Genomic DNA, 26,228 nt, shown 5'->3' with positions numbered 1-26,228 from the left:
AGATATAACGGAGAGCGGGACCCATATTCACTGAAAAAGCCCTTTGCTTGCCGCTCCTGATAATTAAATGAAACAAAAAATCTATTATAAACCAACCGAGAATTAAAAAAAAAGAAATTATGAAAACCACCGAGACACGCATTCAAGAATTAGTAACTGATTGGTTAACAAACCCAAGATGGGAAGGCATTGAACGCCCTTACACCGCTGAAGAAGTGGTGCAATTGCAAGGTTCATACCAAATTGAACACAGTATCGCTAGAATGGGCGCTACGAAACTTTGGAACAGATTGAAATCACAGGATTTTGTTGCCGGATTAGGCGCATTGACCGGTAATCAAGCCATTCAAGAAGTGGAAGCTGGACTAGAAGCTATTTACTTAAGTGGCTGGCAAGTGGCGGCTGATGCGAATGTGGCCGGCGAAATGTATCCTGACCAATCGTTGTATCCTGCCAACAGTGTCCCTTTGGTAGTAAAAAGAATCAACAACGCTTTGTTGCGCGCTGACCAAATTCAAGTGGTGAACAAAACCGTAGATAAAAAAGACTATTTGGTTCCGATTGTTGCGGATGCTGAAGCAGGTTTTGGAGGAAATTTGAACGCTTTTGAATTGATGAAATCAATGATTGAAGCAGGCGCAGCGGGCGTACACTTTGAAGACCAATTGAGTTCTGCTAAAAAATGTGGCCACTTGGGCGGAAAAGTTTTGGTTCCTACGCAAGAAGCCATCAATAAATTAATCGCTGCGCGTTTGGCTGCCGACGTAATGGGAACGCCAACCCTAATTGTAGCAAGAACGGATGCGGATGCTGCAAACTTATTGACAAGCGATATAGACCCAAGAGATGCCAAATTCATCACGGGAGAAAAAACAGACGAAGGTTTCTTCTACGTAAACTGTGGTGTGGAGCAAGGTATTGACCGTGGGTTAAGTTATGCACCTTATGCCGATTTGATTTGGATGGAAACGAGCAACCCTGATTTGGCTTACGCAAAACAATTTGCCGATGCCATTCACGCGAAATACCCGGGAAAAATGTTGGCTTACAACTGTTCGCCTTCGTTCAACTGGGCGGCGAAACTATCGGTTGCAGAAATGGAAACCTTTAGAGAAGACTTGGCGGCTATGGGGTATAAATTCCAATTCATTACTTTGGCTGGATTCCACGCTTTGAACACGAGTATGTTTGAATTGTCAAAAGCCTACAAAGAAAGAGGTATGGCCGGCTACTCTGAATTACAAGAAAGAGAATTTGCTTTGCAACAACACGGTTTTAGAGCCGTAAAACACCAAGGTTTTGTGGGAACGAGCTATTTTGATGCTGTTCAAAATACGGTTACTACTGGTAAAGCGTCTACAACCGCAATGAAAGACTCAACAGAAGTGGCACAATTTTAAAAGTATTTTAGAAGTTTAATTATTAAAGATGTTTGCCAAAAAAAGGCACGAGACCAACTTGGAATCGTGCCTTTTGTTTTTGTTCTTAATCGTGTCAATGCGAAAAATCTTTGTCGAAATTTAACCGCAAGGTTCGCAAAGGTTTACGCTAGGTTCGCAAAATTTTTAACCATATAAGAGTTGTAAATATGACTCAAAAGCCCTCTTTTGGTTTTAGTAAAAGGATAAAAAGTATACACAAATTAGAGTTACTACTTTTTACCTAACTTCAATGACCTTAAATGCCTTATATGGTTCAAAAACAAGTTAGTTATCATAACCTTTCAACGTAAAACCATCAGAAATTATGGTTGATTTTTCAAACAGACCTCTTTATTTAGGCGCTACAATTTCGAAAGGTGTTGTCGCTTTCTCTTTGTCTTTAGCTACGCTCCAAGTATATTTGGCCACAGGTAGATAATACTTTCCGTTTTTAGCAGGCGTTATTTTTAGCTTTTTATCTTTTGCCATCCATTTGTCGGCCGCAACTTTGTCGATTGCTAAATCATAAACCACTTTGTTCAATCCTTTTTGAGCGGCAACAGTAGTTGTATACACGATTTCTTTGGAAGCATTTTCTAATTGAACGATTACATTTCCAGCCGAATTGGTATAAAACCAAAGTTCATTTTTTGGAATAAACTCGTCACCCCAAGCGCCACGTTTCGAACCCCATCTTTCGGATTTTGTTGTGCTTTTGACTTCATACACATAAAGCGTTTTGTCTAAAACCTCTTTTTTCAATTCTTGTACTTGTTTCAAACTCACTTTATATACCGAGCGACCGTGTGTCCCCACAATTAAATCTTTGGCTTTCTTTTGAATCACCAAATCGTGCACCGCCACTGGAGGCATTCCGTTTGAGAAATCTTGCCAAGAAGTACCACCGTCAACAGAAATGTAAAGGCCATTGTCAGTTCCTACATACAACACGCTATCCAAAACGCTGTCTTCTAAAATCACATTGACTGGACTTGCAGGAAGATTGTTTGCAATACTTTTCCAAGTTTGCCCTGCATCTTCTGACACATACACATAACTTGTAAAATCGTCATTTCGGTACCCATTGAGCGTTACATAAACGCGTTCTTTTTTGTGGATAGAAGCCACTACTCTACTTACCCAAAGGTTTTGTGGCAAAGTAGTAGAAATCACTTTCCAACTCGCTCCACCGTTATTAGTAAATTGAACTAAACCATCATCGCTACCGGTGTACAACACTCCAAACTCGAAATGACTTTCGCTGATAGTTGTCAACGTTCCAAAAGCCACATTTCCTTGTTTACCTCCTTGAGTTAAATCGGGTGAAATAGCCGTCCAAGTATCACCTTGATTCATAGAACGGTGTAAAAAATTAGAGCCTAAATACAAAATGTCTTGATTGTGAGATGACAATAAAATAGGTGATTGCCAATTGTATCGATACGATTTATCTCCTTTTTTGGCTTTCGGTGCAATGAACTTACTTTTAGATTCATCCGCGCGATTGATGCGGTAGTAACTGCCGTATTGGTATCCTGTAAAAACGATATTTGGATTGCGCTTATCAATTTGGATTTGCATCCCATCTCCTCCCATTAATCTGGAATACGGATACTTCCCTTCTTGTTGCCAACGAATTGAGGCATTATAGTTATTAGCCCCAACCCAAACACCATTATCCTGCAAACCACCATAAATATTGTAAGGTTCTTGTTCGTCGACATTCACCGCATAAAACTGTCCCACTGGAATACTGTTGCATAACTGCCACGATTTTCCATTATCATAGGTAATATTCAAACCACCATCGTTTCCGTTAACCAAATGATTCGGATTATTAGGATTGATCCAAACTACGTGATGATCGGAGTGTACATTATCGCCATCAATAGCTTGAAATGTTTTTCCTCCATTATCAGAAAACAACAACGGAACACCTGTGATATAAATGCGTTCTTGATTTTTAGGATCTACCGTGATGTCGCCAAAATAATAGCCATAGCTAGAATAAAAATCATCAATAAAACTCGTATTGGTTTTTACCCACGTTTTCCCTCCGTTGATGGATTTGAAAACTTCGGCTCCAATTACCTCTGGATCTTCATCGTTGGGATCTTTTTCTTTTTTAGCCGAAGGTCGCATTTTTTGATTATCCATCACAGCATAAATGATGTCTGAAGTAAAAGCCGATAATCCAATACGTCCGACGAATTCATCCGAAGGAAAGCCACTTTCTGGAGTAGAAATCAACTGCCAAGTCGATCCTGCATCGGTACTTTTATAAATACCAGAGGCTTTTCCGTTTCCATTGAAATTGTGTGCTTTTCTGTCTTTCTGCCAAGCACTGGCGTATAGTACGTCAAAATTATTTTCGGCCACAGCCATATCAATCACTCCAGTTTCGTCATTTACGAACAACACTTGTTGCCACGATTTTCCACCATCGGTCGTTTTAAAAATGCCTCTTTCCTTGTTTTTAGTGTATAAATGTCCCGCCACTCCAACAATAATCTCATTGCTATTTTTGGGGTTAACTAAAATTTTACTGATATGATGACTGTCGGTCAATCCTATATTTTTCCAGGTCTTTCCTTTGTCAAAGGATTGTAACAAACCTATTCCTGCATAAGAAGATCGCGAAGAATTGATTTCTCCTGTACCCACCAAAATCATTCCTGATTTCCAATCCACAAAGACAGAACCACAATTTAGTGTTGGTGCCGTATCCATCACTGGTTCCATTCTCAAACCATTCGTATTCGAATACCACAAACCACCTGAGGCATACGCTACATAAAATTCGATAGGATTCTCAGGATTTACCGCCACGTCAACTACGCGTCCACTCATCACGGTGGGTCCAACATTTTGTAAAGTCAACTCTTGAAACAAAGTTGGCGTCGTGGTAGTAGTACCTTTTTGGCCCCAGGAAACACTAAAGGTCAAGGCAGTAATTAGGAAGGCTATTTTTTTCATAGTTGTGAATTTTGAACGAAAAGTAAGAAATATTAAATAAATACTAAAATTCAACAACAAAATTGTTTTTTAACTATCAATAAAGTCGTTATTTATGTATTAACCTCTTTATTATTTGTTTCGTTTTCGAACAACTCGAAAGGTATCTTTAAAATCTAAAAACGAAAAAAATCTAAAACATTTGAAAGAATGTTCACAATAAATAGCAACAAATATATATTGTCATTATTATTAAAAAGATTTTTTGCTACTGATTGAAAGGATTTTTTAATCCTTTCAATTTTTTTCAACAAATACCTAAAAAATTAGCTTTAAAATCAACTTACACACTTTTTGGGGTAGTGTTGAATGCAAATTATTTAGTTTTATTTTTATTTAAAATTACTCCTACAATTATTAGTGCAAATCCAATAAACACTATTGATAATCCCGTCCATAATAAAAAACGACTATTATTAAGCCCGTATAACATAAAAGTAATTCCTAAGCATTGTAAAACAAATCCAAGTAATATTAAAGTAAATTTTTTCATGAGTTAATTTTTTTTTAAGTTACCCTCTAGCGTACTTCTACTACAGCGGGTTTCGGGATAAAGTATGATTTATTTTTCGATTATTACTAAACTGCCAAATACAAACCAATTTTCCCATTAAGCTAATTGCCCAAATCCGTTGTAGCGTGTGTTGGCAGTAGTATTTTTATTTTTTTAAATGCAATTCTCTTTTAAAAATTGTCTTATGATTTTTACTGTCATTTATTGTGTCAGTTAATATTTTAATTGCTTCTTTCGAGAAAACGACTTTTCTCTTATCTTTTATTGTGTCAATATTTTCAATCCAAATAAATTCGGAATATTTTTCATTAAGAATATCTTCTTTTGGATTTTCAACACTAAAATTATCAGTATTTGTCCATTCCAAATATCTTAACGCTAACTTTAAAAGTGGATTTGAAAAGTTGTATTTGGCTTCTTTCCTAATTTCTGTATCTAACGTTGATAGACTAATGTAATCTTTATGACTTAAGGTTTTAATTTCTCCAATTATTCTATAAAGAGGTTTGCCTTCAGTATCAGATATTTTTCCTATTTCACCTGCTGATATTGCATTTAATATAACATTGAATGCGCCCGTTTCAGATTTATCAATATCAATTTCGCTACTTGATAAGTTTTTTTCCTTTTGATTATATCCATAAAGTTTATTGGTCTTTGGATTTATCATCAAAATTTCTTTAGGATTTATATCAAAAATTTCAGGTAGTAATTTTGACCATATTTCCATAAACTCCTTGTTCTTTTCATTTGCTTTGATTTGCAAAAAACGATTTAATTTTTGAGAATTTTCGTTTGCTATTTCGTTTTTACCTGGAATTCTATGTATTATATCTCCTTTCTTTATTTTATAATTTGGAAAGTCATTTAGAGGAATTGTTACATCATTATTTTTCTCGATAAGTAAATAATAAAATTTTCTTGAAGCAATGCGAAATTCTTGTGTATCGATACTAATATTACATTTGGTAATCGAATCGATTTTTTGATTTACTTTATTCAAGTCAATTTTTTTCAATAAGTCAATATCTTTTTCTGCTAAACCTGTGTCATCAATTTTACCAGTCAATTTATCCTCGGTAAAGCCAATTAGTATTATACCTCCTTTATTATTTGTAAACGACAGAATATCTTTTGCAAAGTTTCTTAAGAAAATTTCAATTGAGTCAGTTTGACCAAAATGATTTAGTTCTTTTTTGTAGTCAATAAAATCGTTTTCTTTTTTATAAATACCCAAATTTTTGATGTCATCAATAATGAGATTTACTTGAGAATTTAATAGGTTTAAAGTCATTTATGTGGTTTTTCGGTCAATATTACTGCCAACTAGTAGATAGGCCTGACAAGAGTCAGACTTTACTTTCCCAAATATATACAATTTTCATTACAAACCTTTTCCTAGTTTATGGTTTTGTTGTCATTATCTTGTCGTTTTGGATGGCTGAGGAATTATTGGGAAGTCATTCGACAAAAACACACCCCCAGCCCCTCTCAAGAGGGGAGCAGCGCCCATAAAATTTGGAATTTTCCCTTCGACTGTGCTCAGGGTGACACTTTTGGAATTTGGTATTTAAAAATTGAAATTCTCTAATGCTAACGTTCTAATCCTTGATGAGAGCGGAAATCCTTTGGCTCGGGAGGACTTATCCAAAACACAAAAGGCTGCCGAAGCAACCTTTTGACTAACAACTACACAATAAAAAAAACGTAACTACAATTTTAGACACTTATAGCTTGTGTTTACTCTAATTTTTTAAATTCAAAAGTGGGATTACCACGAACACCCGCCTCATTGCTTATGGATAGAAAACGTATTTTGTAATAAGTACCAGCGGCATCTTTCACTACATAAAAACGATCGGTTCTTACACTTGGCAATGATGTTGGCCCACCACCACTTCTCCAGTTGGCTCCAATACTTCTTTGATCGGTTTTGGAAGGTTTAAAATTAGCATCCACTACTTTTGCACGCGTAAAATCCGCATAAGTACCACCATCGGCCACTAGCACTTGGTAAGCTTGCGTACCTGCCATTCTATTGGTTACAATAAAATCAGAATAGCCATAGGTTACCTCTCCCGCTCCTGTGGGCAAATAGTTGGTGAAAGGGGTGAAATTCAAATCCCATTTGGTTTTTTGAGGCTCTACAGTCACCGTTTTTCCTTCTTTTAAACTAAAGAAAGCGAAATTAACCGTGTCGTCTTTGGCAATGGTTTTTTCTGTAAATGTTGAAGCGTTTAAATCTGCATATTGAATTTTGTAGCCGTTTCCATTTCTCAGAATTCTGATTTTTTTCCAGCCTCTCGCTTCGCCATCCAAACTTACAGATCCAACAGCAGGCGCAGTTGTAGCGATCGCAAATCCTAGATTGACCAAATAGACTTTATTATCCGCATCTGTGGCTGAAATTTCGGCAATAGCCGTACCCAATCCCGCTCCCGCTCCTTCCAAAACACCGGTTGGGTTGTCTACAAAACCATTACTCGCCAAAACAGTACCGCCACCAACAGCTACCGCCGCATCCATCGTTTGAGGCAAAGTAATATCGTTAGTTTCTAATTTTTTGACCGCCATTTTGACCGCGCCATTCAATACTACACGGAAAGAAGTTCCAGAGTAAAATCCAAAATCCCAAGAGCTTCTATTGATAGCTTCGGCTTTATTGGCGCTCAAATCCACATATACTTGATTGGGTTGATGATGTCCGCCCACGGCAGGCTGCATGACTGCACCTAAAGAAGGGATTTCTGGTGTTGGAACAGGAGCCACGTCATCGCTTGAGCAAGACGATAAGGCTAAAAGAGCAAATGATACGATAAGCAATTGTTTTTTCATGGTACTTTGAATTATATTAAAGATTAAGGTTATAGGTTACTTTTAGAAAAAAAGAGCGGCCATAAGCCAGCATGATCTGATTGGAAGCGGCATGGCCTGTACCATCAGCAGTTCGCGTTTGATTGATATTGGTAATATTCAAAATGTTTCTGGCTCCGAAGGTCGTCTCAAGGGTAGCATTGAAAAATTTCCTTTGAACGGTGGCGTCCAACCAATGACTTTCGCCAATGTCTGAAATAACATATTCTGAGGAAGTTGCTATAAACTGTTGGGTTTTGCCATTGTATTTGTAATACGCCGAAAAAACCGTTTGCCATTGCGGAAGGGTATAAGAAAGACTGGTGTTCCAACTAAAAGAATACAAAAAGCGATCATCCGCACGAAACGCATTATTATCCAATTGTTGATCAATCCCTACTAAAGCCGCTCCAAAAGTCCCTACAAAATTGTTGCTTTTGAATTGATTGGTTGTGGCTACATTCCACATTTTATAGGTGTTAATGTTGATGTATTCGTATTCTGGATTTCCAGTTGTGGGGTTGTATTGTGCCAAAGCCATATCGATTCTATCTTTCACCTGAAGAAAACTCCCTGTCAAAGTACTCGCCAACTGAGCCGTGTTGTGAATGGTGAAGTTTTTCTTCCAACTCATTTCAAACGAAGTACTCGTTTCGGGAATTAAGTTTTCATTCCCCGTAAAATGATGTCCGTCAAATATTTGTTTCACATAAAGTTCTTCAAACGATGGTGTTCGGAAAGATTGACCTACCGATGCACGCCATTCTACCTCATTTTTCAACAAATATCGCACACCCAAGGAAGCGGCATATTGGTTCTCAAAAAGAGATTGTATAGAATATCGAAATCCGGGACGAAGGGAAAAACTAGGCGTACATTTGAGTTCCGAACCCACAAAAAAGTCATAGTTATTCAATCGTTTTGAAATCGGAACCAGTAGATTATTACTTTCTTGAATCAATGCAAAACCTAAATTTTGCGAAATTTCATACCCTAATTGAAGGTCTAGTTTTTGACTTTTAAAAAAATTACTCCACGTTCCGGTTGAATAAAGTACTTCTGTAGCTTGGTCTTTTTGAGAGGTTACGCCTTGTTCGGTTAGATTGTACAACAAATAGCGGAAGCTTTCTACATCACGCTGTTGTTTTTGATAAGAAAGCGAAACGGTATAATTCATTCTATCCGCTCCATTTCCTGAAACTGATAAATGATGAAAGTTGCGATGGGTCAAAAAACGTTGGTCCAAAGCATAGCGATAGGCGCCCAATTCTGGGTTATAGGCCGATTGAACCGAGGAGTTATAAAAATCGATTTGTTCGTTTAGGAATTGGAATTTATAAAAAAACCGAAATTGATTTTTTTGATAGCCCAAGGTAGTCGAAGTGGTCAGTTGTTCTTTTGGCAGCCAACGATAACCGCGAGTGCCATCGTTTTCAAAATAAAACTTTCCTTTTTTATCATTCAAAAAACCCTGAAAATCATTGCGATTGATGGCCGCATTAAAAAACCATCCTCCTTTTGGCGCGAATGAAAAAGATAATCCCTGAATGTGTCGGCCTTTATCCATCCACGCATATTCGTTTTGTACCGTTTCTTCTTGCAGTGTGGCTCTCAAATTCCATTTGGTTTTAGCCGCTTTTTTAGTGATAATATTCAATACGCCACTCACCGCATTGGCGCCATGTGTTACGCCCATGGATCCTTCAATAATCTCAATTTGTTGCACATCATCGAGGTTAATTTGAGATAAATCCGCATTGTTACCCAACCCGGATTCACCGACCAAAGGAATATTGTCTACCAAAATTTTAAAATATTGTCCATCTAAACCAAATAGCGAAACCGTAGAACGTCCATCAGTCCCACTAGGTCTTAATGTAATGTTTAAATATTGGTTCAAGACATCTGCCAAAGTATTTGCAGCTAAGTTTTGAATGTCTTTAGCACTAATAACCCGTACATTGAAAACCGATTTTTTTAAAGATTGCGGTTCCATTTGCCCCGTAACCACTATTTCTTGCAAAGCATTTACTTGCAATGAATCGCTTGGTTTTTGCTGCGCAGATGCAACATAAAGCGCTGTTAAAAGGACAAGTAGCGTCAGATGGTTTTTCATTATTTAGAATAGTTCTTAATTATTTTGAGGCAAATATATAATTATTTTTATTTATTCTAAATAAATATTATAGATTTGCGGTAATTAATTTTTAACCTTTTTTAATACAAAAATGAAAACAAAATCAATTCTAGCTTGGAGTGTATTGGCACTTACCGTAAACCTCAGCTTTGGACAAACCGCCAAACAAAAAGAAGACATCAAAGCCATACAATCGATGTGTGGATGTTATGAAGTACAATTTAATTTTACCGAAACTTTCGAGTATCCCAAAGACACGACCACTTACAAACCCTCTAAAACCAAACATGAAACAGCTTTGGAATGGGTAGAATTAGTAGAAAACACGCCCAACAAATTGGTGTTGCAACACCTGTTAATTACAGGCGATAAAGAAGAAGATATCGTAAAACACTGGAGACAAGATTGGCTGTATGAAAACACCGATTTATTGACTTTTGATAAAGAATTAACTTGGAAATACAAAAAACTGACTCCCGCTGCTGTCAAAGGACAGTGGACTCAAAAAGTATATCAAGTAGATGATAGTCCGCGTTATGAAGGTACCGCAAGTTGGGCCACAGTAGACGGAATTACTTCTTGGAAAAACGTGACCGATGCCCCGTTGCCAAGACGCGAACATACGATTCGTAACGATTACAATGTTTTAAAAAGAAGAAACATTCACGAAATAACAGCTAAAGGATGGATTCACGAACAAGACAACGACAAAGTGATCCGTACCGATGGTGCTGCTGATGTACTTTTGGCACAAGAAAAAGGAATGGATATTTATACCAAAGTGCCTAACGAAAGATGCCAGTTGGCTCAAAAGTATTGGACCAAAAACAAAGGATTATGGGAAAAAGTTCGCAATGAATGGGCTAAAGTATATGGCAAAAACAAAGACCTTACTTTAGAAAAAAAGGTGAATAAAAAATCATTATTTAGTGTGTTATTCGACTTAAAACCCGATGCTACACAAGAAGAAATCTCAAAAATCATTACCGCCTTTGTAAAATCTTAATTCTGGAAGCGTATGTGCACTCTACAAATTTTGAATAGAACCAACAACGGATTGCTGTTTTTTTGTCAACACAGCGCGTTGTATAATTTGTCATTTAATAATTTAACCTTCAATTTTGATACGACCGAATTTGATCGTTTTAGGGTGTACCTCAACTCCATCGACAGTGATTATTGGGAAAAAGAATATGAAAACTCGATTTATGAAAAGAAAATTCCGATTCCAACCTTGCAAAACAACTTCATTATTTTGCTCAATCGCTATGAATTAGAAGAACTCAAAATTTTAGTCGATTTTAGCCATCGGGCTCGTTTGTTAGCTCCTGAGGAAATCAACTATAAAATGATTTATAATTAAAACCAAAAAGTCCAGCAACAACAGATGATTGCTGGACTTTCTATATCTAGTTTTACGCTATTTCAATAACTTCTCAAAGGCCTTTCTAGGAGCGCCACGAACCACAATTTCGCCACAATAGGTGTAACCTAATTTTTTGAGAATTTTCAACATCGGAAAGTTATCGAAATTAGTATCTACTTTAATGCTAAACACATTTTTCGAGATACTCAACGCTTCAATTTTCTCAAATAAAAGCGTGGCAATTCCTTTTCCTTTGTACTCAGGTGCTGTGGCTACACGATGCACAACCACATAATCCGAATGACTCAACCACTCGCCTTGCAGGTCGTTGTAGGTCGGTTCCTCGCCAAAAATGATGGCCGCATAAGCCACAACCACCTCATTTTCGACTAATACATAGGAGTATCCTTTCGCAAAATCATCGACCACCGTTTTCGAATTCGGATAACCATCTTGCCATTGTGTGCTACCGTCTTCTTTGCGTTGTGCAATCGCCGCTTGTAAAATATCCCAAACCGCCTCTAAATCTGCGAAACTAGCTGTTTTTAAAATCATACCTTACTCATTTGAGCCGTAAAAATAACTTTTATCCCGAAAAAACGAATGCTTTTTTGCATTAGTTTCAGGAGCACCACCAACGTGCTCACCACACGAGTTGTCCTGCTGTACGCTGTATCTTACTTGGCGAACCCCGCCAAGCAAGGATGCCGCTCCCATCAGGGCTAAACAAGAACATTTAGTTTTCAGATCATAAAAAAAAATTGTGGTTAAGTGATTGCTCGAAAATCAATTGCCTCTCGCTTTAGCGAGGGAATACAATTATGAAGATGCAGAGGCTTTAGCCAAAACTACTATAGATTTTGGCTAAAGCCTAATGTGAAACTCATTGTAAAGAATGTGCTAAAGCCCATTCCAATTGAATTTTTACAAAGAAATAGTTTGCTTCACCTACTATCTCAGCAATAAAGTAATGATTTTTTAATTGATTGCACGAAAATCAATTGCCTCTCGCTTTAGCGAGAGGATACAATTATGAAGATGTAGAGGCTTTAGCCGAAACTAACATTAATTTTTGCTAAATCCCCAAACTGAACTAACATTTGCGAATGGGCTAAAGCCCATTCGTATTGAATTATTTGAAAAACAGGAATCGAACAAGATTTATAAATCCTTAACTCCAACTTGCTTCATTATTTTGCGCGATTCTTTAAATTCTTGTGTTGTTTTCACCTCAACCAAATCGCGTTTTTTTCCATTATTTAGTACAATGGCCAAGCGTTTTTTTCCAAAAAAGGAATATTCCTTTAGCCCTTTGATTGCACTCACTGGAATTTTTTCTGAAGTCGTATTCTTCACTGTCAAATTATACAGTACCACAATCGACACCAACCCCAGAAAAGGCCAAACCAATTGCATAAAACCGATACTGTTTATACTAAAAGTCGAAACATTTAGAACCGCGTTGAGTAAATTCAAAATCATCAAAAGTTTCAGTAAAAAATGGTGATTTTTCAATCCATCTTGAATAACTAGGGTTTGCTCTTGAGTGTTGTAGTGTAATCTCATTGTTGTTGTGGTTAGTATTTATTTTGTTGTCCATTTTACAAACTCGTTCATTACTTCTTTCCAATGCTCTTTGTCGTAATTGGTCGTTCCGTCTTCATTAACTTCAAAAAAGTTATGTTCTAAATTTGGGTATCTTTTGTAAGTCAGGTTTGTTTTTGAATGTTGGATGTAAAACAAAGGTACTAAATCACATAATTCAGCTCCACCATCATTAGTGCCATAAGCCAAATACGTCGGTATTTTAATTTGTAACCAATCATTAATGAATGGTTTTGAAAAGGATTTCCAAGCTAACAAATAGGGGTCTTTATTTACTTTATTGGAATCGTAAGAATCTCTAAGCATTTGATAGGTACTTTCTGTTCTTTCATCAGCTTCGACCCAAGTCATTTCTTTTTTATCCACCTTTTTTCGATACTCTCTAATTCTTTGGTCAATTCTTCCAAATGGGTTTGCTCCAAACAAGCCTAGATGGGTAACCGTTTTAGTATTCAATGTCAATGCTGTAGCCACTTTTGAACCTTGAGAATGTCCCGCAACTATTAATTTTGAATTATCTACCCATTTCTTTTTCTTTAAAAACTTCAATACTAGCTTTGCTCTTTTCTCGTAATTCTCTAAATAATCAGATTTCAAGTACTCTTGGTCAAATTCATCAGGTTTGTTTGAATTGGGAATGTAACAATAGGATTCGTTTAATTTTTTTTCATTAACGACCACAGGTGTTTTTGGCATAGAAATCACAACTAAATGATAGTGCTTTTTGATTTCATCTATGTCAAAATTTGTAATTCCTCCACCAAACATCCACATATCTTCTTTTTCGGGTTGTATAAATAAAGGTATCGGCAAAGAACCTTGACAAAATAAGAATATTGGTTTTTTCTCGTTAGTTTTAGTATCAACTAAAATAAAATCAATAGTATCCTTTTTTTGTTTGAGAGTAAAATGAATCGCTTCGCTATTAATTATACTTGAATTTTGTCCAAAACTTAATTGAACTAAAAATAGTAAGAATAGTGTCTTTAGTAATTTTTTCATATTGTAAATGCTAACGCCAGTCTACCAAAAAGCTACTGTTTGTTATCTCTCAAAAGTAGTCAAAACCGTGAAATATATGAAAGAAAAATTGTATATTCTAAAATGAGGATACTCTTGTAAATCTTCTCTCGATGACGTGAACAAAAAGTAGCTCAATAGGCTTCACAATACTTGCACTAGTCCAATGATTTTATATGTTATCTCATCAGGAACTTTATGCTGTTTATTTCTGGCTGGGTTTAAGTCTTATTTCAGTATCCTTGACATAGGCTATTAAATTCTTATAAGCATCAAATATTTTCAACTCTTTCATATTACCATCATCATCGTCTTTTTGAATACTCATACCTCCAGCAACTATTCTGATTTTTATCCCATAATTATGTCCAATATGATTTGAATAAAAGTAAGTATATGTTTTATTACCCTTTTTTATTATTTTTATTTCCCTTAGAAATACATTAGAATGAGTATGTGTAGATATTGTAGTTATAAATTCATTTCTTTTATAAACATTATCGTATTTGTCAAATCTTATTAATCTACCAGTTTTGTCATATTCTTTGTTTTCAGTTATGTTACCTTTACTATCATATTCTGACTCCGTACATAAATAATATTTGTTAGTATTTTTCTCTTTGTTGTAGAGTTTCGTACATTTTCCAAACTCATTATATACCCGTTTTTGTTGGTTTAACGTATCCCCTTTTAGTACTTGATAATTTTCTATTCTATTTTTTTTCTCATCATATACATAAACTAATTTTCCTATTGTATCTCCTTTTTTATCAATGTCTACTGAAATAAATAATCTATCTGTATCAACCTCAATAACGGAATGAGTTAAGCCTCTTTTTGATTTACTGTCTGATATGGCATTTAAGATATTATCTTCTGTAGTAATAATCTTTTTTAAACTATCAAGATATGTAGTGTGAATTTTTTTATTAATAGTGTCTTTCTTGCTTATTTCATAGGCAGTAGTAGTCCTTTTGTAAAATGGCTTAGATTGACTAATTGCCAAAAATGGAATTAAAATAAATAAAAATTTAATCTTCATTTAGATGATTATGTGGTTAATAACATACAACTAGTTCATATTTCAAACAAACTTTTACCAATAGGCATTTTTTTGTCTAGATAAGTAAAAGTTCGTTTCGTTTTATGGGTTCTCAAATATATACAATTTTAACTACAAATCTTTTTATTACTGTTTGAGTTTGTTGTTTATAGTTTGATGAATTGGCTTCAAAGTCACGTGATTGGAATTTAAAAAACACACCCCCAGCCCCTATAACTCCATATTTTATTTATTCATTGGAGTCGTTGAATCTTCGATTTCAATAGGGGAGCAGCGCCCATAAAATTTGGAATTTGGCATTTAAAAATTGAAATTTCCTCGTGCTAACGTTCCTAGCCCTGATGGGAGCGGCATCCTGTGGCTCCGGGGTTCAGAGCCACAGATATAGTGGACAGCAGGATTAGCTCCTAAACATTAATCCAAATGCCATCGCAAGCCTACAAAAGCGCGGATGCCTTGATTGGGTCCGTAGGCGTAGGTCGGGTCGAAGGTCAGCGCATAGGGATTGTCGGGTGTAGGTTGTGCAACACCGTTGCTATCGAAGGTGACTTGCTTGTCGAAAGGGTCATTCGCACGTGCAATTAAGAAAGGATTTCCGCGATTGGGTGTCCAATTCAGGAGGTTTTTGACTCCGCCAAACAACTCCAAGTTGTGGAATTTCTTGTAGGTGATTTGGATGTTTTGAATGCTGTACGGCAAGGAAAACTCGCGGCGCGGATCGAGGGGCGACAACAAGGGCAAACGCATACTACCAGTATAACTTCCGGTATAATCCAAACTCAGGAACCAGTTGGGGATTTCGTAGCTCAAAGCCCAAGACAAACTGACTTTTTCGGTAAACAAAGGCACAAAACGACGGCCTTCTTGCTCGGTCAACGGATTGAAATAACTACCGCCCAAAGTCCCTTTCACCCCAAACGGACTGACCCAATCCAAGGAAATACTGCTGCCGAAAATTCTAGAAAAACCATCGAGATTGGCATAAATGATTTGGTTGGGATTCGTATCATAGTCGGCAATGATCCGGTTTTTGAAATGGGTGTACCAAGTCGAAGCTTCGAGGGTGATAACTCCAGCTGTGTTGGTATCGAATTTCTTGAGGTAATTAAGGTTGGCGGTATACGAAGTTTCGGGGTCTAGATTGCCTTTGAGGACGACTTCCCGAGCTCCCGAAAGCGCTTGATGGTCTTCGGTAAACAAATTCACTACTCGGAATCCCGTTCCTAAATTGAGTCGTAAAATATCGGTAGCGGTGGGTTTCCATTTCAGGGCGAGACGAGGCGTGACAATCGAACCGTGCGCTGGGTGGTAATCGTAACGCGCGCCTAACAGCAAACCCGTTTGCTTAGAAAGTCGGATGTCGTCTTGGAGAAATCCGCTGTAAATAGCGGTTTGGGAGGAAGTGGCCGTAGCGGGCGTGTTGTCGTTATACCAAGTAAAGCGCGCACCCGCACCGAACAAAAGCGAATGATTTTTGAGCTCTTTATCCCAAAGGTATTGCCCAAACGCAATTTTTTGGTTCGCCAAAAAAACGGAAGTACCATAGACCGAGTTTTGGTCGTGGCCCACCATCGAAAATTGCAGGCTCATTTTTTCATCTAATGGCAATTGGTACTTGCCTAAGATTTCGTAGCGTGACGTATAAATACTTTCGCCATAGACTTGATCGCCTCCGCGGAAGTTGGAATTCCACTGCATTTCGCCACCCCAACGGTCTTCATACAGATAACGGGCGACGAGGCTCATTTCTTTTTTGGAACGGCGTTCAAAATTCCAGCGGCTAAAAAAGGAAACTCTTTTCTGCAAAGCAATATCCGTAAAATTATCGCCGTTGTTATCGACTAGATGGTCATTATAAAACGCGCTGAGTCCAAAAAGGGCATTGGCATTTTTACCAATATTGGTACGATAACCCAAATCGAGACTGTTTTCTAACCAAGAAGTGGTCATCAAATCGGCAGTAAATTGAGGAGCGTTTTGTGGTTTTTTGGTAATAATATTGATGAGTCCGCCTACCGCCTCGCTCCCATACAAACTCGAAGCGGCGCCTTTGATGATTTCGATTTTGTCAATCATCGCATTCGGAATTCCAGACAAACCATACACCGTTCCCAAAGCACTCACTATGGGCATTCCATCGATAGTCACCATTGTGTAAGGGCCGTCCAACCCATTGATGCGAATATCGCCCGTGTTGCAAACATTGCAATTGTTTTGTGGACGCAAACCGTTGACGTTTTGCAAGCCTTCAAAAACTGAAGCGGTAGGATTCTGTTTCAAAAAAGTAGTCGAAATGATTTCTACTGGCACGGGATTTTCCAAACGGCGAACGGCTTTCATAGTACCCGAAACCACTACTTCGTCGAGCAGTTGTTCGTTGGTCACCACATTAATTTTTAGTAAATGCTTAAAATCCGCACCGCTGATGGACTGCGTATGTGTTTTGATTCCGATAGCAGCAACGCGAAGCGTGTAGCGTTGTAGCGGCAATTGAGGAATTTCAAAAAAGCCCAAACTATCCGTTTGAGTTCCAAAAGCAGTGCCTACGATTTCAACTTGTGCTTGTGGTACGGGTTGATTTTCGGAGGTGACTTGTCCGCGAAGGGTAGCTTTTTCTTGTGCCAAAGCAACAGTTAACGAAAAGAAAAACAAGTAGCTATATAATAATTTCATTAGAGTAAATAATATTTTAGACAAATCTAAAAAATAATTTTATAATATCTTAAAAAAAACGGCTCAATAAAATTGAGCCGTCTGCTTACCCAAAAATTAACCAAACATTCAGGATTTACAACAAAGAATAAATTATACTTTTAGTGATCTCCACTATTCTCAAAACCTACAATGGATAGACGATAAGGCGTATTGGAGACTTTTACTTTTTTGGTAGTTGCACTGTTTTTTGTACTAAAGATTTGCAGTTCCCCTGTGGTAGGAGCTGTGATGTAAACGAAGCGTTGTGTAAACTCCATTTGAGGTTTTTGACTGGAAGCTTTATTTGTAGCTGGAATTAGATTTCTCTCGGAAATAGCAACCGCCAAAGTAGCAAGATCATAAGCAATAAAATTACCCGAGTGCAACAAGATGCCAAGCTTCTTAGTATCGTAGCTCACTTTACACTGCATAATATCTGTACTCTCAAAAATAGGTTTTACTGTTTTATTCAATACATTGATGAGATAAGCTCCTTTTGCAGCTGTGTAGCCTACAAAATTTCCTTTGGTTGCCGTTTCTAAAATTGTTCCAAACCAAGCTGTTCCAAAACCATCAGGATGAGGAACAAGAAATTGTTGCCCTTTACTATCTACTACAAGAATCCCACTTGCAGAACCAAAAACAGCATAATCACCATCTGACGCATTTCCATGAATTCCTTTAGTAGCAATGCTTGATGCAAAAAGCTCTTTTCCTGTTTTATCTATAACTTTAACACGTTCTGGCAACACTCCTGGAATAGAATTGTCTTTCTCAGTGATAGCGTAGCTTCCATTGGAGAAAACGGCCATTGCCCCATGATGTGCTTTTAGACCTGCATTAATAATTTTCATTTTGGCACCGTTAGTATGAATTTCTGATTCACTCCCTACGGCCAATGTGCCATCTCCATCATTAAAAGTTAAGATTTCGCCATAGTTGCTTTTGAAATGGGTCGGTTTTGAAGCAACTCCTGTTAATGCTCCAAACTTTGGAGTTCCTTTGACATCAACATGATTGCCATGAAACTCAAGACCAGTATCAAAAGTTTCTGTGAAGTCATTTTCTCTGTGAATGATACCCGCAAAACGACCCGACTCGGTTGTGTACAATGCCGACTTAGGAAATTTAGCTTCAAAAGAAGTAGTGGTATTTAAAAAAGGATTGACCAAAGTCAAAGCTTTGCTAGTTTCATCAGAAACTAGAATACGTAAATGTTTGTATTCTGTTAAGGTTTCATCTATGTTATCAGAGCTATCGTCGTCTGAACAAGATTGAGCAAAAAAGGACAAGGCTACAACAAATAAAAAGCGAAATACATTAATTTTCATTACAATTGATTATTTAAAATAGGTTAAGGTTGATTATTCGACAGTTATATTAAAATCGACTTGAGCGTCTGTGGCTCCTCCAGCATTGGTTATATCGCCATTGGCTACATTGGGAGCACCTTTATTGGGACCATGTTTCAGTGTAACCCGAAGTACACCAGTTGCTGACCCTGTTGTTTTAAAAACAGAATGCAGACCCAGCGGCTTTCCTTTTGTATCAAGATTTGATTGAGTAGTTGCATAAGTCAACGGATTCAAATTGCCAGTGGTTTGGTAAAACATTTGGTGCTCCAGCGCTTCTTGCACAATCTCGCGCGTGATGTCTATGGCGGGATTGACCAACTCATTTTTAAATGTTATTACTCCATTATAGGTTTTTGCCTTTTCAAAAGCACTGCTCACGGTTACAATTGGTGCGTTAGCCCCTTCTCCATCTAAATCTTTGAATTCTAAAACCACATTCTTTCCGCCATTTTCAGGAGTAAAAACTAAGCGTACTGTTGTTATAAATTCAACTTCATTTACGGGCACAATTGGATCATCAGTAGTACAGCCTACCAAAAGAACACTACTTAAAAAAGCAAATGCTTGTCTCAAAAAACGTTTTGTATTCTTATTCATTTAATTCAGATTTTCGTTAAAAATAGCTGTAGGCGAACTACTTGTTGCAGTTCTTGGAATTGGAAAAGGGTCGTTACTAGAGAAAAAACCATCTTGCAAGTCCATAAGTTCATTTGAAGTACACAAACAACTGTCTAATTCTATACGAATTTCAGTTTCGTTCAGACCTATTCCAATAAAAACCAATTCATTCAGACGGTCTCCGTAAGCTCGAGTCCATCGTTCTTCAATAACCTCTTGAAATTCGACAAAATTTGAAAACGTCATGCGCTCGCTCAAAGGCATACTCGCCCACCAAACTCCGGCACCTTCGGCTTTAAGAGAACCACCCGCTTGACTCCAATTGATGGCTTGATCCGGTCGCGAAGCCATCCAAAACAAACCTTTACTCCGAATAATGCTTTGCGGAAAACGATTGCTCATCCATTCCCAAAAACGATACGGATGAAAGGGACGTGGGTCTCTAAAAACGAAAGATGAAATCCCGTATTCCTCGGTCTCTGGCGTGTGAATGCCTTCTAATTCTTGCATCCAACCGGCTGATGTTTCGGCTTCTTCAAAATTGAACAAACCGGTATGCAGAATTTCATTGGGCGCTATTTTCCCCATAGTCGATGTTATGATTCTTGCCACGGGATTCAACTTTTGAATGGAGGCTTTCAAAATTTCGAGTTGTTTTGGAGTAACCAAATCAGTTTTATTCAACACTATCACGTTAGCAAATTCGACTTGATCTACCAGTAAATTCACGATTGTTCGTGTATCATTTTCGATATTGGTAGCTTTGATATCTTCCAGGGTTTGGGCAGAGCCAAAGTCTTTAAAAAAGTTAAACGCATCAACCACAGTTACCATAGTATCAATATAACTGAAGCGAGACAAATCAATATTTTCATCCTCATTCACAAACGTAAACGTCTGCGCTACTGGAATGGGTTCACTAATTCCTGTACTTTCGATTAATAAATAATCAAAACGATTTTCTTTGGCTAATTTTTCTACTTCGAGCATCAAATCCTCACGAAGCGTACAACAAATGCAACCGTTGCTCATTTCAACGAGTTTCTCTTCTGTTCGAGAAAGTGTCATTTCGTCTTTTATCAAACGAGCATCTACATTCACCTCACTCATGTCATTTACAATCACAGCAACTTTTAGTCCGTCTTTGTTATGCAAAATATGGTTAAGCAAAGTGGTTTTACCTGCGCCAAGAAAACCTGATAATACCGTAACCGGGAGTTTTTTCATTTTTTTTGTTATTGCAATTATGTTGCAAATATAAAATATTAATCATATATCGCAACATTATTGCGTTAATTATTTGACGCTTTAAAAAAAAGATCCCTCAACAACTTCTACATAATTTATATAGGCTTCAAAAGGAGTAATAGACAATTGAAGTTCTTTGGTAATTAAAGGTTATAAAATTCTATAAATTACCCATGCACTATTTTCTGTAGAAACTATAGTTTTTTTTTAAATTCTGAACTATCAATGTTAGGTTCTTATGGTCAAAATGAGCTTCATTTTCTTCTCTAATTATATTACCTAAAACTTTCAAATCCATAACAAAGCCTGTTTCAGGATTAATTTCTCCTGTTATTTTTACAATAAGCCTAAAGTTATGTCCGTGATATGACATTATTACAAATCCCAAATCCCTCATTGTTTTTTTGATCCGTCCAGTTTAGCTTGTGTCCCTGTTGTAGGCATTAAAATGAGTTTCACTGCAAAGTGGAGTTGTTACTATTCTAAAATAGTTTTTTGTGGAAAAACTGAGATAACTCCAAATCAATCACATCTAAGCGCTCTAAAGAATAATTATCTATTTTTTTTATGATTACATCCGCAAAAAAGATTAATTATCTTCATAATTAAACAAAAAAAGAACAATTACCTTATTTAAAATATTAATTAAAATTATTAATCTTTTATTTTAAACTTTGTAAGGTAAAAAAACCAAACACTCTCATTAAATGAATACATACAAAAGAGAAGAAACACTATTAAACGAAAAGCAAGATATTGAAAACACGCAGAATACAATCAAGAATGATTTTGCATTTACATTGCAGCGCACTTGTTTAGATGAAAACTATAACCCATCAAGTAAAACGCGTCTGACAACCAATTTTGCAAACTTGGCTAGAGGAGCTAATCGCCAACAAAACTTACGTAACGCCATAAACATGATTAACAATCGATTCAATGCCTTGGCTTATTTGGATAACCCAAAAGCAGATCGTTACCTTGTAGAACTTGAAATCATCACAGTAACGATGCATATTGATGATAAGAATATAATTGACAAGATGCCGATGATTGAAGTTTTAAAAACAAATATTTTTGACCACAAAACTAACCAGCGTATCGAAGGTATTGCCGGAAATAATTTCTCTTCTTATGTTCGTGATTATGATTTTAGTGTTTTATTAATTGAGTACAATAAAAACAAATCTAATTTTTGTATTCCTGAAAATTTTGGTGATTTGCACGGTAAACTTTATAAGTGTTTTGTAAATTCAGCCACTTATAAAGAGCACTTTAAGATGTCACCGATCATTTGTTTAAGTGTATCGAGCAACAAAAGATATACTCGCACTGCGTATCAGCATCCGGTTCTGGGTTTTGAGTATCTACAGGATCAGTATTCACTCACTGATGAATATTTCTCAAAAATGGGCTTAAACGTTCGTTTTTTTATGCCTCCGAATAGTGTGGCACCCATGGCTTTTTATCATTCCGGAGATCTACTTGCTGATTATACGGATCTTGGACTCATCAGCTCCATCAGCACGATGGAGACTTTCCAGAAAATTTATCGCCCTGAAATTTACAATGCAAATTCAGTGGCTGGAAAAATCTATCAACCTAGTCTTAAACACGAAGATTATTCACTGACTCGCGTGGTTTATGACCGCGAAGAGCGCAGCCAATTGGCAGCTGAACAGGGTAAATATGCTGAAGAGCATTTCATTACCCCTTACAAAAGTCTTCTGGAACAATGGTCTGCCAATTTCGCTCTTTAATTAATATAACAACACATTAAAATTATTTTACTATGAATAAATTAGTATTACCCACCTCAATTGTTGGAAGTTTACCCAAACCTGCCTGGCTTGCACCACCTGAAAAACTTTGGTCACCTTGGAAATTAGATGGCGATCAGCTGCTTGAAGGAAAACAAGATGCTTTGCGCATTTCTTTGCAAGAACAACAATTGGCCGGGGTTGATATAATTAGTGATGGTGAACAAACACGTCAGCATTTTGTGACGACTTTTATCGAGCATTTAAGCGGTGTAGATTTCGAAAATCGTAAGATTGTAAAAATTCGGGATCGTTATGATGCAAGTGTTCCTGTTGTTGTAGGTGAAGTGGCTCGTCAGCAATCAGTTTTTGTTGAGGATGCAAAATTTTTACGTAAACAGACTAATAAGCCTATAAAATGGGCATTGCCAGGTCCGATGACCATGGTAGATACCTTATACGATGACCATTACAAAAGCCGAGAAAAATTAGCCTGGGAATTTGCAAAAGCGCTCAATGAAGAAGCAAGAGAACTTCAAGATGCAGGGGTAGATATTATTCAGTTTGATGAACCTGCATTTAATGTATTCTTTGATGAAGTAAACGATTGGGGAATGGCAGTATTGGAAAGAGCCATTGAAGGTTTAAAGTGCGAAACTGCTATACATATTTGTTACGGTTACGGAATACAAGCCAATACTGATTGGAAAAAGACATTGGGTTCAGAGTGGCGTCAATACGAAGGAATTTTTCCGAAAATTCAAAAATCTAAAATTGATATTGTGTCATTAGAATGTCATAACTCAAATGTACCTTATAATTTAATGGAACTTGTTCGTGGCAAAAAAGTAATGGTAGGTGCAATTGATGTGGCAAGCAACACTATCGAAACGCCCGAAGAAGTAGCGGCTACTTTGCGAAAAGCGATGGAGTTTGTAAATATCGAAAATCTTTACCCTTCTACAAACTGTGGTATGGCTCCGTTAGCTCGAAACGTAGCTAGAGGTAAGTTAAATGCTTTAAGCGCAGGAGCAGCAATTATACGCAAAGAATTGGCTATTTAGTCCCAATGTATTAATTAGAAAATGGAGCTTAGTCCATAGCGTTTACGAAGTGACTATACGGACTATAACCCTAGAAAACACTTACTTCAATGACATAAACAAAAATTATACTTCTTTTCGTCGAGCCATACCTTGAGCAATGATACTAGCGGCAATCAATTGCATAGCGTGATAAATCATAAGCGGCAACAATACGATGCCGGTAATGGTACTGTGCTGAAAGAGTACTTTTGACATAACGGTGCCGTGTACCAATGACTTTTTAGATCCGCAAAATAAGACCGTAATACGATCTTCATCTGAAAAACCAAGCAAACGACTGACTAGTCCCACACAAAGGAATACGGCAAAAAACAAAACCATCATTCCTGTGGCGAGTACAACAAGTTCAAGGGCAGTGAAACCTTCGAAAAGATGTTCGGAAAATGACTTACAAAACGACGTATAAATGATGGTAAGGATGACTGCCTGATCGAAATATTTGAGCTGTTTCTTATATTTTTCGGCAATGGTACCAAAACGCGAGTTGAGGCAGATGCCAACAATGACAGGCAACAAGACTTGAAAAATCAATTTAAAAAAAACATCAGTAACATCAAAATCGCCTGTTGCAGAAGCTATGAACAGCCCAACCCAAAGCGGAGTAACGACTACTCCAATCAAACTGGAAATGCTCGCATTAAAAATGGCTGCGGGAATGTTTCCTTTGGCGATAGAAACCATAACCACGGAAGAGGAAACTGTGGACGGTAAAGCTGCCAGAAAAAATACACCTAACCAAAGCAACTCGAAGTCAGTGTCGATAAACAACGGACGAAATGCCAAAACAATGAGCGGAAAAAACAAAAAGGTTGTCAACTGAACGACAATGTGCATTTTCCAGTTAGCCAGTCCGGCTTTTAGTTTCTCAACACTCAGTCGCAAACCATAAAACAAGAAAATAAACGATACGCCTACATTGGCAATATCCTCCAGCGAAACAGGTTCTTTAATCATGCCTAGCTTTGGCAAAAAATAAGCCAGCAGGATCATGGTTCCTATCATTAACAGGAAACCGTCGAAACCTGCTTTACGTAATACTTCTAATAATTTCTTCAATGTGTTCTTATTTTTTATTTTTAGATTTTTATACTACAAAAATAAGTTTTGTAGATCATTAAATCTTCAACTTAATCAAAAAACGGTTTCTGTATTGTTTTTTATTACATTTGAAGATTATTATTCTTTTTTATAAATTAATTCAACCTTTTTAGGTAAAATATTCTATGGAGCAAATAGACGATATTGATCTTAAGTTACTAAATATACTTCACGATAATTCTAAATACACGGTAAAAGAACTGGCAAAAATGGTAAATCTTTCGGCATCGCCAGTTTTTGAGCGTATTAAAAGGTTAGAAAACAACGGTTATATTAAGAAATATATAGCCCTGCTGGATGCAGAAAAACTAAACAGGGGATTCATCGTTTTTTGTAACATCAAACTTAAACAACACGATCGTACTATTGGGAATCAGTTTGTTAGTGATATTATGAAAATAGAAGAAGTTGTAGAATGCTACAATATATCAGGTGATTACGATTTTTTAATGAAAGTTTATGCCAAAGACATGAAGCATTATCAGGATTTTGTGTTTAATAAATTGGGATCAGTTGAAAGCATTGGAAGTACCCAAAGTACCTTTGTTATGTCGGAGATAAAAAATATCTACGGATAAGCTAAAGGAAAGCTTATTGGTAAAACTAATCAGGTAGCTATCGAAAAATGTTTTTTTACTAATTATAGCGAAGAGCCTTTATTTTTTTAGTCCCTAACTTCCACAAAATTCCTATCGGTTTCAAAAAGGGTAATTGCTAATTGATTATCTTGTTGGAAGTAACGGTTTTAAAATTATAGTATAACACCCAAGCAAAATCTTCGGTAAAAGCTATTTGGAAAAGGGACTAAATATCTGTGCTAGAAAAAGGACTAAATATCCTCGAAAACCGCCACCGTTAATCCGGATTCTTGATCATAATCAATCTCCAAAGCTCCCGCTTCGAAAGTAATACTGACATAATCTCCAGTCATGGGTGTATCTTCTCGCTCAGCTTTTATAGCCAGCAAAGGGGTTTTGATATTTTCGACCCATAAAGGCGCGCCAGAAACATCCACTCTTTTTAAAGATAAGGTACCGTTAAATTGTTCCGCTAATTGTTGTTGTTCCTTTTCAAAATCATAATCAGTCACAATGGAAAATCCAGTATCTTCCTCATTGATTTTGAAAAACAATTTTTGATGGTTCTCAAAATGCAATTCAACGGTATCAATAAATATAAATTGATTGTCGGGCTGTACCAAATTAACCCACAAATGATAAAAGACAGCCGTTACTGTTTTTTGTTTATTAGTTTCTTGAAGTAAAGAAAGTTCTTCTGGAGAAAAAAAATAGGTAGTACTCATAACAATAATAGCATTTTAAACAGCTTAAATAATCCATTGAAAATGCAAAAGT

General features: G+C 36.8%; 21 protein-coding genes. 6 read left to right on the top strand and 15 right to left on the bottom strand.

The window, feature by feature from the left end:
• The first annotated feature begins 119 nt into the window (after nt 1-119).
• On the top strand, nt 120-1,400 hold the full coding sequence (gene aceA / locus AO58_RS0105470; protein WP_024980739.1) for an isocitrate lyase: 1,281 nt from the start codon (nt 120-122) through the stop codon (nt 1,398-1,400).
• A 372-nt stretch (nt 1,401-1,772) separates the two neighbouring features.
• On the opposite strand, the gene AO58_RS0105465 is transcribed toward aceA, so the two are convergent.
• From AO58_RS0105465 to AO58_RS0105445, 4 genes are all read right to left on the bottom strand, one after another.
• Entirely contained in the window at nt 1,773-4,397 is a 2,625-nt protein-coding gene (locus AO58_RS0105465; RefSeq protein ID WP_024980738.1) for a WD40/YVTN/BNR-like repeat-containing protein, read from the bottom strand.
• Between the two features lie 698 nt (nt 4,398-5,095).
• Nucleotides 5,096-6,244: an ATP-binding protein gene (locus AO58_RS0105455; RefSeq protein ID WP_024980736.1), complete on the bottom strand. Its 1,149-nt coding sequence runs from the start codon at nt 6,242-6,244 to the stop codon at nt 5,096-5,098.
• A gap of 446 nt (nt 6,245-6,690) precedes the next feature.
• Nucleotides 6,691-7,785, bottom strand: a complete 1,095-nt coding sequence (locus AO58_RS0105450; RefSeq protein WP_024980735.1) for an HmuY family protein — start codon at nt 7,783-7,785, stop codon at nt 6,691-6,693.
• 16 nt (nt 7,786-7,801) lie between these two features.
• Nucleotides 7,802-9,919 carry a TonB-dependent receptor plug domain-containing protein gene (locus tag AO58_RS0105445; protein WP_024980734.1) on the bottom strand — a complete coding sequence of 706 codons (2,118 nt, stop codon included), beginning with the start codon at nt 9,917-9,919 and terminating at the stop codon, nt 7,802-7,804.
• A gap of 112 nt (nt 9,920-10,031) precedes the next feature.
• Here AO58_RS0105445 and AO58_RS0105440 point away from each other — a divergent pair, with 112 nt between their 5' ends.
• Together AO58_RS0105440 and AO58_RS0105435 are read left to right on the top strand one after the other, a co-directional pair.
• Nucleotides 10,032-10,946 carry a DUF6607 family protein gene (locus AO58_RS0105440; RefSeq protein WP_024980733.1) on the top strand — a complete coding sequence of 305 codons (915 nt, stop codon included), beginning with the start codon at nt 10,032-10,034 and terminating at the stop codon, nt 10,944-10,946.
• 12 nt (nt 10,947-10,958) lie between these two features.
• Nucleotides 10,959-11,303 carry a DUF6686 family protein gene (locus AO58_RS0105435; RefSeq protein ID WP_024980732.1) on the top strand — a complete coding sequence of 115 codons (345 nt, stop codon included), beginning with the start codon at nt 10,959-10,961 and terminating at the stop codon, nt 11,301-11,303.
• A 57-nt stretch (nt 11,304-11,360) separates the two neighbouring features.
• On the opposite strand, the gene AO58_RS0105430 is transcribed toward AO58_RS0105435, so the two are convergent.
• The 9 genes from AO58_RS0105430 to AO58_RS16965 form a co-directional block, all read right to left on the bottom strand.
• The gene (locus AO58_RS0105430) at nt 11,361-11,861 is read right to left on the bottom strand and encodes a GNAT family N-acetyltransferase (protein WP_024980731.1); all 501 of its coding nucleotides are present in this window, start codon (nt 11,859-11,861) and stop codon (nt 11,361-11,363) included.
• 606 nt (nt 11,862-12,467) lie between these two features.
• Nucleotides 12,468-12,872 (bottom strand): hypothetical protein, encoded by a 405-nt coding sequence (locus AO58_RS17965; RefSeq protein WP_139225521.1) that lies wholly within the window; start codon nt 12,870-12,872, stop codon nt 12,468-12,470.
• An 18-nt stretch (nt 12,873-12,890) separates the two neighbouring features.
• A complete protein-coding gene (locus tag AO58_RS0105415) occupies nt 12,891-13,913 on the bottom strand; it encodes a hypothetical protein (protein ID WP_024980729.1) in 1,023 nt (340 codons plus the stop codon).
• A gap of 223 nt (nt 13,914-14,136) precedes the next feature.
• A complete protein-coding gene (locus AO58_RS0105410; protein ID WP_024980728.1) occupies nt 14,137-14,973 on the bottom strand; it encodes a hypothetical protein in 837 nt (278 codons plus the stop codon).
• Between the two features lie 435 nt (nt 14,974-15,408).
• Entirely contained in the window at nt 15,409-17,667 is a 2,259-nt protein-coding gene (locus AO58_RS0105405; RefSeq protein ID WP_024980727.1) for a TonB-dependent receptor, read from the bottom strand.
• A gap of 140 nt (nt 17,668-17,807) precedes the next feature.
• Entirely contained in the window at nt 17,808-19,019 is a 1,212-nt protein-coding gene (locus tag AO58_RS0105400) for a hypothetical protein (protein ID WP_024980726.1), read from the bottom strand.
• Between the two features lie 33 nt (nt 19,020-19,052).
• The gene (locus tag AO58_RS0105395; RefSeq protein ID WP_024980725.1) at nt 19,053-19,640 is read right to left on the bottom strand and encodes a hypothetical protein; all 588 of its coding nucleotides are present in this window, start codon (nt 19,638-19,640) and stop codon (nt 19,053-19,055) included.
• Nucleotides 19,641-20,888, bottom strand: a complete 1,248-nt coding sequence (locus AO58_RS0105390) for a GTP-binding protein (RefSeq protein ID WP_024980724.1) — start codon at nt 20,886-20,888, stop codon at nt 19,641-19,643.
• 199 nt (nt 20,889-21,087) lie between these two features.
• Nucleotides 21,088-21,306 carry a 6-pyruvoyl trahydropterin synthase family protein gene (locus tag AO58_RS16965; protein ID WP_244530670.1) on the bottom strand — a complete coding sequence of 73 codons (219 nt, stop codon included), beginning with the start codon at nt 21,304-21,306 and terminating at the stop codon, nt 21,088-21,090.
• A gap of 310 nt (nt 21,307-21,616) precedes the next feature.
• Here AO58_RS16965 and AO58_RS0105380 point away from each other — a divergent pair, with 310 nt between their 5' ends.
• Nucleotides 21,617-22,669: a DUF1852 domain-containing protein gene (locus tag AO58_RS0105380; RefSeq protein WP_081764646.1), complete on the top strand. Its 1,053-nt coding sequence runs from the start codon at nt 21,617-21,619 to the stop codon at nt 22,667-22,669.
• 32 nt (nt 22,670-22,701) lie between these two features.
• Entirely contained in the window at nt 22,702-23,733 is a 1,032-nt protein-coding gene (locus tag AO58_RS0105375; RefSeq protein ID WP_024980722.1) for a methionine synthase, read from the top strand.
• Between the two features lie 105 nt (nt 23,734-23,838).
• Here the strand turns inward: AO58_RS0105375 and AO58_RS0105370 are convergent, their stop codons facing one another.
• Nucleotides 23,839-24,831: a bile acid:sodium symporter family protein gene (locus tag AO58_RS0105370; RefSeq protein WP_024980721.1), complete on the bottom strand. Its 993-nt coding sequence runs from the start codon at nt 24,829-24,831 to the stop codon at nt 23,839-23,841.
• 167 nt (nt 24,832-24,998) lie between these two features.
• Here AO58_RS0105370 and AO58_RS0105365 point away from each other — a divergent pair, with 167 nt between their 5' ends.
• On the top strand, nt 24,999-25,451 hold the full coding sequence (locus tag AO58_RS0105365; protein WP_024980720.1) for an Lrp/AsnC family transcriptional regulator: 453 nt from the start codon (nt 24,999-25,001) through the stop codon (nt 25,449-25,451).
• Between the two features lie 251 nt (nt 25,452-25,702).
• Here the strand turns inward: AO58_RS0105365 and AO58_RS0105360 are convergent, their stop codons facing one another.
• Complete coding sequence (locus AO58_RS0105360; protein WP_024980719.1) at nt 25,703-26,176, bottom strand: hypothetical protein; 474 nt, start codon at nt 26,174-26,176, stop codon at nt 25,703-25,705.
• Between the last annotated feature and the right edge of the window lie 52 nt (nt 26,177-26,228).

Origin of the sequence: Flavobacterium succinicans LMG 10402, from assembly GCF_000611675.1 — a bacterium.
In the GTDB taxonomy this organism is placed as follows: Bacteria; Bacteroidota; Bacteroidia; order Flavobacteriales; family Flavobacteriaceae; genus Flavobacterium; species Flavobacterium succinicans.
The sequence above is the reverse complement of the archived record's forward strand: the minus strand, read 5'-3'. Positions and strand labels throughout refer to the sequence as shown.

Excerpts from the sequence above, each read along its gene's own strand:
- AO58_RS0105365 (WP_024980720.1), top strand. The coding sequence starts at position 24,999 with ATGGAGCAAATAGACGATATTGATCTTAAGTTACTAAATATACTTCAC.
- AO58_RS0105430 (WP_024980731.1), bottom strand. The coding sequence starts at position 11,861 with ATGATTTTAAAAACAGCTAGTTTCGCAGATTTAGAGGCGGTTTGGGAT.
- AO58_RS0105390 (WP_024980724.1), bottom strand. The coding sequence starts at position 20,888 with ATGAAAAAACTCCCGGTTACGGTATTATCAGGTTTTCTTGGCGCAGGT.
- AO58_RS0105400 (WP_024980726.1), bottom strand. The coding sequence starts at position 19,019 with ATGAAAATTAATGTATTTCGCTTTTTATTTGTTGTAGCCTTGTCCTTT.
- AO58_RS0105450 (WP_024980735.1), bottom strand. The coding sequence starts at position 7,785 with ATGAAAAAACAATTGCTTATCGTATCATTTGCTCTTTTAGCCTTATCG.
- AO58_RS0105360 (WP_024980719.1), bottom strand. The coding sequence starts at position 26,176 with ATGAGTACTACCTATTTTTTTTCTCCAGAAGAACTTTCTTTACTTCAA.
- AO58_RS0105395 (WP_024980725.1), bottom strand. The coding sequence starts at position 19,640 with ATGAATAAGAATACAAAACGTTTTTTGAGACAAGCATTTGCTTTTTTA.
- AO58_RS0105445 (WP_024980734.1), bottom strand. The coding sequence starts at position 9,919 with ATGAAAAACCATCTGACGCTACTTGTCCTTTTAACAGCGCTTTATGTT.
- AO58_RS0105465 (WP_024980738.1), bottom strand. The coding sequence starts at position 4,397 with ATGAAAAAAATAGCCTTCCTAATTACTGCCTTGACCTTTAGTGTTTCC.
- AO58_RS17965 (WP_139225521.1), bottom strand. The coding sequence starts at position 12,872 with ATGAGATTACACTACAACACTCAAGAGCAAACCCTAGTTATTCAAGAT.
- AO58_RS0105405 (WP_024980727.1), bottom strand. The coding sequence starts at position 17,667 with ATGAAATTATTATATAGCTACTTGTTTTTCTTTTCGTTAACTGTTGCT.
- AO58_RS0105375 (WP_024980722.1), top strand. The coding sequence starts at position 22,702 with ATGAATAAATTAGTATTACCCACCTCAATTGTTGGAAGTTTACCCAAA.
- AO58_RS0105435 (WP_024980732.1), top strand. The coding sequence starts at position 10,959 with ATGTGCACTCTACAAATTTTGAATAGAACCAACAACGGATTGCTGTTT.
- AO58_RS0105440 (WP_024980733.1), top strand. The coding sequence starts at position 10,032 with ATGAAAACAAAATCAATTCTAGCTTGGAGTGTATTGGCACTTACCGTA.
- AO58_RS16965 (WP_244530670.1), bottom strand. The coding sequence starts at position 21,306 with ATGAGGGATTTGGGATTTGTAATAATGTCATATCACGGACATAACTTT.
- AO58_RS0105455 (WP_024980736.1), bottom strand. The coding sequence starts at position 6,244 with ATGACTTTAAACCTATTAAATTCTCAAGTAAATCTCATTATTGATGAC.
- AO58_RS0105410 (WP_024980728.1), bottom strand. The coding sequence starts at position 14,973 with ATGAAGATTAAATTTTTATTTATTTTAATTCCATTTTTGGCAATTAGT.
- aceA (WP_024980739.1), top strand. The coding sequence starts at position 120 with ATGAAAACCACCGAGACACGCATTCAAGAATTAGTAACTGATTGGTTA.
- AO58_RS0105380 (WP_081764646.1), top strand. The coding sequence starts at position 21,617 with ATGAATACATACAAAAGAGAAGAAACACTATTAAACGAAAAGCAAGAT.
- AO58_RS0105415 (WP_024980729.1), bottom strand. The coding sequence starts at position 13,913 with ATGAAAAAATTACTAAAGACACTATTCTTACTATTTTTAGTTCAATTA.